The sequence below is a fragment of the Okeania sp. SIO2F4 genome (genome assembly GCF_010672385.1).
In the GTDB taxonomy this organism is placed as follows: Bacteria; Cyanobacteriota; Cyanobacteriia; order Cyanobacteriales; family Microcoleaceae; genus Trichodesmium.
On the sequence record NZ_JAAHGT010000475.1, the window covers coordinates 1 to 7356 of the forward strand.

2 protein-coding genes and 1 pseudogene are annotated in these 7356 nt (G+C 37.4%); all 3 read left to right on the top strand.

The window, feature by feature from the left end:
- Positions 1-1426: 1426 nt before the first annotated feature.
- The 3 genes and pseudogenes from F6K22_RS25170 (at position 1427) to F6K22_RS25180 (ending at position 7121) form a co-directional block, all read left to right on the top strand.
- Positions 1427-3148 (top strand): iron uptake porin, encoded by a 1722-nt coding sequence (locus F6K22_RS25170; protein ID WP_293104277.1) that lies wholly within the window; start codon positions 1427-1429, stop codon positions 3146-3148.
- A gap of 916 nt (positions 3149-4064) precedes the next feature.
- Positions 4065-4325, top strand: a pseudogene (locus tag F6K22_RS25175) (IS200/IS605 family accessory protein TnpB-related protein); the annotation flags it as partial.
- Between the two features lie 1041 nt (positions 4326-5366).
- Positions 5367-7121 carry an iron uptake porin gene (locus F6K22_RS25180; RefSeq protein ID WP_293104280.1) on the top strand — a complete coding sequence of 585 codons (1755 nt, stop codon included), beginning with the start codon at positions 5367-5369 and terminating at the stop codon, positions 7119-7121.
- The last annotated feature ends 235 nt before the right edge of the window (positions 7122-7356 follow it).

A 7356-nucleotide genomic window follows, 5' to 3' on the forward strand; every position in this document is an offset into this window, starting at 1 on the left:
CCTATAAGGGCGAGGCTTGAAACCCATTTTCTTGGTCATTTCAGTTATCACTTAACAGTTATCAGTTATCAGTACCCCTAGCTGTTTGCGCAGCATTCCGTAGGAAAGCTTCGGGATTGAAATATGGAATATTCTATTTTCTCAAGGGGAGATTAGATATGGCGAACTTCGGAGCGGCTCTGTAAGAGCGGGAAACCTCGCCATCCAAGGACCGCTTTTTATCCCCTTAAAAGGGCGAGGCTTGAGACCACAATTTTTCGGTCAGGATAAATGGAAATTATAGAGGAGGTAGTCAGAAGAATTGTCCCTTAATTTTTCTACCGTAGTCAGCCCAAAATGCTAACTTTTTGAGCTTTTTGGACCTAAAAGCTGGCACTTTTTTCGATCCTAGAAGGTTAAAGCCTTTATTTCTCAACAATGCTTTGAGAGTTAATTAGGACTTACACAAATACCATATATCTAGTGCTAAAAACTATAACGTTACAGTTTTTGCACTCTACATATAGTATCCATGCCTAAGTCCTGTTAATCGGCAAACCTTACTTAACAAAACAATGCTTTGAGAGTTAATTAGGATTTACACAAAGACCATGTATGTAGTGTTAAAAACTATAGCGTTACAGTTTTTGCACTCTATATATAGTACATCTGCATAAGTTCTGTCGATCGGCAAACCCTACCTAACAAAAATTAAGAAACCGAAAAACGATAAGTATTTAAAAGCTGGTAGTTTAGATAAAATTGTTTTCTAATTTGCTTAATTATTTTAATTTCACATTTAACTACCAGTTCATTCCAATATCCTTTCCTTTATTAGTTTTTGGCTTGTTTTCTGAAAAAATACTCTGAAAATTTAGGTTGCAAATTATCAAATTAGGTGTAAAATTTGCGACGAGAGTGCAACTTTGACTAATCAAGCAAAATCTAATTTCTAAGGTGAATCGTCAACTCATCATCAAGAAATATAGTATATAGACAAACTAACTAAATTGTGATAGAGAGAAAGGAACAATGCTTGAGCAGTTTGTAAAGAAATTATTACGTCTTCCTCAAAGGCTAGAAATTAAATTACAACAACGCTTAATCAGTAAACCAGTCTCCCTTTTGTCAAACTACTTTGGCAAGAGGCAATTTCAAACTAATTAGCTCGAAAAAAATATTTGAGACTCAATATTATCTGTGTTTTTTGTAAAGCAAAGAAATAACTGTAGTCTTGATTATTCGTCAAAAGCAGACTAATTTAAGTCTAGATTTATTGAGTAATCCATAATTATGGAATATGGATTCTTAAACGATAAATCTAAAGTCGTAACCAAAATTTATAATATGGTAGCGATTGAAAAAATGTTATTTAAGGTTATGTTAACCAAAGTAAAGTTAGGTATTACCTAGGTGATTTAAAGTTGGTGTGAGGATTGGTAAAAATATGACAAAACTTATCTGGAATACTTTTAAGCACAGTCCTGGTGTTTTGAGTGTGGCATTATTGATGGCAGGCTCGGCGATCGCTGCTGAGACTCCTTTACAAAATTTAGGAAGTGATGAAGGTTCTGTAAATCAGAACCTAGCCCAAGGCCCGATTGAGATAGCTCAAGTTTTTGATAGTCGTCCAATGCCAATGGATGACCCATCACTGGCACCAGTAGGGGTATCAGACTTGGAAGATGGAGAGTACATGGATCAGGTAACATCTGTGACTCAGTTATCTGATGTACAACCTACAGACTGGGCTTTCCAAGCTCTGCAATCCTTGGTAGAGCGTTATGGTTGTATTGCTGGTTATCCTGATGGGACTTATAAAGGAAATCGAGCGATGACCCGGTTTGAGTTTGCCGCAGGTTTAAATGCTTGTTTGGATAGAATCACAGAATTAATTGCTGCTGCAACTTCAGACCTAGTAACTAGGGAAGACTTGGCAGTTTTACAAAGACTACAAGAGGAGTTTGCTGCAGAATTAGCTGCTTTACGGGGACGAGTTGATTCTTTGGAGGCCAGAACAGCAGAATTAGAGGCTAATCAATTCTCTACTACAACCAAACTAAATGGTGAGGTATTGTTCTGGTTAAGTGATACCTGGGGAGAAAGAGCTGGAGGTCGTGGGACACCAAGGAGTGAAGATGACAGAACTGAGACCGCTCTTGCCTATCGGGTTCGTTTGAACTTCGATACCAGTTTTACTGGGAAAGACCGCTTGAGAACTCGTTTACAAGCTAATAACAATCCAAACTTTAGTGGTCGAGATTTGACGAATACTTTAATGACTCGTCTAGCTACAGATAGTAGTGGAAGCGATGATTTTGTGCTACATAAGTTGGCCTATCGTTTTCCTTTGCTAGATGGTAAAGGTCAAATAGAGTTAGCGGCTAATGCCTATGGTCTGGACGACTTCATGGGAACTATTAATCCTCTTGAGGCTAGTGGTGCTGGTTCCATTTCAAGATTTGGGCGATTTAACCCTACTTTCTATCGTGCTCCTTCTGATGCAGGTTTTAAATTTGCCTATGCCTTCAGTGATGCGATTAAAGTGACAGTTGGTTATGGTGCACCAGATCCAGAAGACCCTCAAGAAGGTAGAGGTGTTTTTAATGGTTCTTTTAGTGGATTTGGCCAAGTTAGGTTTGAGCCAAACGATCGGTTAGCTTTTCAAGCAGGTTATGTGCGTAGTTACCATACCAAAGGAGATGTGAACCTAACTGGAAGTACAGGTAGTTTTAAAGCTAGAGACCCTTTTGGTGGTGTAGGAACTAGCGCAGATAATGTCAACTTTGAAGCCCAATGGCAGTTGACTGATGGGTTTCAAGTAGGTGGTTGGTTCGGTGCCTCCTTTGCTCGTCCTGAAGTGGATAACAATGATGATGATGATATCACGATTATTAATGGTGCTTTGACTTTAGCTTTCCCAGACCTACTCAAAGAAGGTAGTTTGGGAGGTATTATCGTTGGTGTACCACCAATTATTACTGATGGTGGTGATGATGATTCTCTGAAAGATGATGATACTTCTATTCACATTGAGGTACTTTATCGCTTCCAAATGAATGACAATATTGCCATTACTCCTGGTTTATTTGTGATTACTAATCCTAATCACATTGAAGATAATGATACTCTCTGGGTTGGTACAGTTAGAACTCAATTCAGATTCTAGATTTTTGGCTTGAGAGTAGAAAATTAAATAACATTTAGCGGTCAACAATTGGTTGATTATCAAAACGTTGGCATTTATACCCGTAGTCTGCTGAACAGGATCGTCGGTATAGAAGCCATTTGTTATCTATTTAAGAAATTACAACTCCAATAGCCATCTGGGTTTTACGAGTCTGTAATTTTGTCTCCTGAACCCCTATAGTTGTTAAGCTCCCTCAAACGGCTTTCCTGAAAGCTTTGTATTTCAAGAAAAGATACCCTTAGGGGTTCTATAAATGTCAATTCATCCCTTTAGTAAAGATATGGCTGCCAGGTTGGCTGTTCAACTCTGTGGAGTAATTCTAAGATATGGTTGAGCGAGTAAATATCAACAGAGTCTGTTGATTGTTAGACTTAGGTTGAGTAATTTACCGAAAAATTGGGGTAAATGCCTCGCCCTTGTAGTGGACTGTTTCAACTAAAACATTGCATTAGGGATTAGGGTAGGGACCTTGCATGCAACGTCCGTACGGGAGAAAGATTGTTGTTGGGTTACCCTTACGGGATCTTGCTACGTCCCTCAACCCAACCTACATCTCTTGCCAAATTTAAGATGAAACAGTCTATGTAGATAGAAATAGCCTCTGAAAAATTGGGGGAAACCACAAAAAATTAACAAGTAGCAAGAGTGGATTTAGCGGTAAATAATTTAATAGCTGTAACTACAAATCAAATAAGAAATGCACCTTTTTTAATGAAAGCATACCATTAAAAGCAATTCATTAATATGATTTTATCATAAACAGCGCTCTTGTTTACAATCTCAATTAAAAACTAACCAAAATAAAAGTAATTTTCATCCCTTAAAAAAGTTAATTCACATTCATGTCGGCTCTTAGCCGAAACAAAACTTTCGAGTATAAAATTATCTCCATACAGCCAGGAAAAGATTAATAGATTGGTGTGTTAACCATAAAATATGCATATTAATCATAGGGCATAATCAGACTTGGAAACAAGAGGTAAAATTAGGTAAAAAGAACAATGAACAATTTCTGAATATCCCTCATAATAGGTTAATAGAGATGTTAAAGTATAGAGCAAAACTAAGAGGAATAAAAGTAATAATTACAGAAGCATCTTATACATCTCAATTGAGCTTTTTAAATGGGGATAATTTGCCAGAATATGGAGATTAAAACAAACGAAATTTAGTCAAAAAAGAGTAACAAAATTGTTGTAGAAAACAAGGGAAAATCAATTCTTAAATACTGATGTAAATGGGTTATTTAACATTATTAAAAAAGTAATGCCTGATGTCTTTAACCAAGGGATAAAGGATTTGTGGTTTAACCCTGTGGTGGTCGATCCACTTGCATTCAACTAACCTTTCAGATTTTTGAGTAAGTTTGAGTAAGTTTAGTTGAGCAGTTATATATTAGGTAGGGATTGATTATATTTTTGGAAATCCTCAGAATTTAGATTTAGTTTTTCTGCTTCTCTCCTGTCTTCTACCTATACCTTGTCATAAGGATAAATTTTAATACTAGCCTACTTACTTAAGTATGGCACTACGAACTTAGCTCTTTGAGATGGCTAAATCCTGTTATCGGAGAGTTTCTACAAGAAAAACTCACTTCTAAATTAGTTTGAATTTTTATTTGAGTGGCTTTTGACTTTCGCCTAGGACTATACTTAGGCTCTAAAAGGCAAGGTTTGAGACTCGTAATTTTTTTATTATTCTCTAAAATTGTATCAAAAATTTTAATACTAAAGATAGTTGCACTATGGTGCAAGAGATGCTAACGTGTCAGGTAAAAAAATATATTCTAGTATATCTAATTATCTAACCAAGACTTTCGAGCTATTTGTGATGGATTTTAGATTTATATGTCCTGATTTAATTATTGTTAAACTCAAAGACTATGCTTAATGTATTTTTTTTGTGCTTGATAGGCTTCGTGCAAAAATACTAGGACTATTTTTATGTATGGAGCATGAATTCTATCTGCTTATGTCATACTATATTTCTTAGAGAATCAAGGAAATTCATCCTTATAAATAAATGGATGTAATTGTAAATAGCTATTTCAAAGTTAAACTTAGCTAATAGCACTAAAATTCTGTTAAAAAAATCAATTGGAACAATCAACAGTTCAATCTACTCTAAGCAGTAGGGTTGTTGATAAAGGGCAAAATAGTTTCCTAGTTTAATTAAAAGGTGTGAGGAGAGTATCGATATGACCAAAATAATCCTGAACGTTCTCAAACAAACTCCTGGTGCGTTCAGTATCGCTGCCTTATTAATAGCTAATTCGGCTTTAGCTAATCAGGTTTCTGTAGAACAACTAGCTAATGCTCAAAATATCAATACAAATACAAATACAAATACTCAGTTACCTGTAGAAGCCCAAAATGATACTGCTTCAGAACCGGAATTACCAGGAGATAGTCGGTTGCAAAAACTGAAAGACCCCTCCCTAGAAATTCCAGGAACTGAGTTAGAACAAGCTGACCCAATGGGACAGGTAACATCTGTGTCTCAGTTGTCAGATGTACAACCAACTGATTGGGCTTTCCAAGCTTTGCAATCTCTTGTAGAACGTTACGGTTGTATTGTAGGTTATCCAGACGGTACTTACAAAGGTAATCGGGCAATGACCCGTTATGAGTTTGCTGCAGGTTTAAATGCTTGTTTAGATAGAATTACAGAGTTAATTGCTGCTGCAACTGCAGATTTAGTAACTCGTGATGATTTGGCAGTCCTGCAACGACTTCAAGAAGAGTTTGCTGTAGAACTAGCAGAGTTGCGTGGTCGTGTTGATGCTCTCGAAGCCAGAACAGCAGAACTTGAAGCTAATCAATTCTCTACAACTACCAAGCTGAATGGTGAAGTTCTATTTTGGCTGACTGATACCTATGGAGAACGAGCAGGAGCTCGTGGGACTGCAAGGAGCGAAAACGATAGAACTGAAACTGCATTAGGTTATCGGGTTCGTTTAAACTTTGATACTAGCTTTACGGGTAAAGACCGCCTCAGAACTCGTTTACAAGCAAGAGATGTTCCTAACTGGAGTGGCCGGGATCTAACTAATACCCTAATGACCAGATTGGGTACCGATGAAAGCAATCCAGATGATACAGTCGTTCTAGATAATTTGGTCTACGAATTTCCAGTGCTAAATGATAAAGGTATGGTGATGGTGGGTCTTAATTCTATAGACCTTGATGATTTTATGCCTGTACTCAATCCATTTCAGAGTAGTGGTGGGGGTTCTGTTTCCCGCTTTGGAAGATACAATCCAACTTTTTACCGCGGACCTGCGGATACAGGAATAAGTCTTCAATATGCAATTAACGATAAATTCCTAGTGACAGGAGGTTATGCAGCACCAGAATCGGAAGATCCGAGGGAAGGTAGAGGTTTGTTTAACGGTTCATTTAGTGGTTTTGGTCAGATATTGGTTGAGCCAAACGAAAGTTTGGCTTTTAGTGTTGGTTATGTGCGCAACTACTTTATCAAGGATGATGTTAATTTAACTGGAAGTACGGGTAGTTTTACAGCAAGAGACCCTTTTGATGGTGTTCCCACGACTGCGGATCAACTAGGTTTTGAAGCTCAATGGAAGCTCAACGAGCGTATCCAAATTGGTGGTTGGTTTGGTGCGACTTGGGCACGACCAGAAGAGAATAACGATGATGATGATGATATTACGATTATCAATGGTGCGTTGACCATAGCGTTTCCTGACTTGTTTAAGGATGGTAGTTTAGGGGGAATTCTTGTTGGTGTACCACCAATTATTACTGATGGTGGTGATGATGATGAGTTGAAAGACCCGGATACTTCGGTGCATATTGAGGTATTCTATCGCTATGCAGTGAATGATTTTATCGCGATTACTCCTGCTTTGTTTGTGATTACTAATCCTAATCACGATGAGGATAATGAGACTCTCTGGGTAGGTAGTGTTAGAACTCAATTTAGGTTCTAGAAAAGTAGGTTAATTAACTGCAGATAAAAGTAGGGTGATGATTTATTCTTTCCCTACTTTTTTGTTATTCAGGGTTTGCTGAAAAAGTCTTATGGGTGAGGGTAGGAGTCCTCACGGGGTGACAAGCACCTCAAAGCTATTGTGGTATAAGGCTTTAAACCATATAAACAAGGGTCAAAAATTAACTGATTTTCTGAGAATGATAATTATTATTAGTTTGACTGTGGGTTCGCGA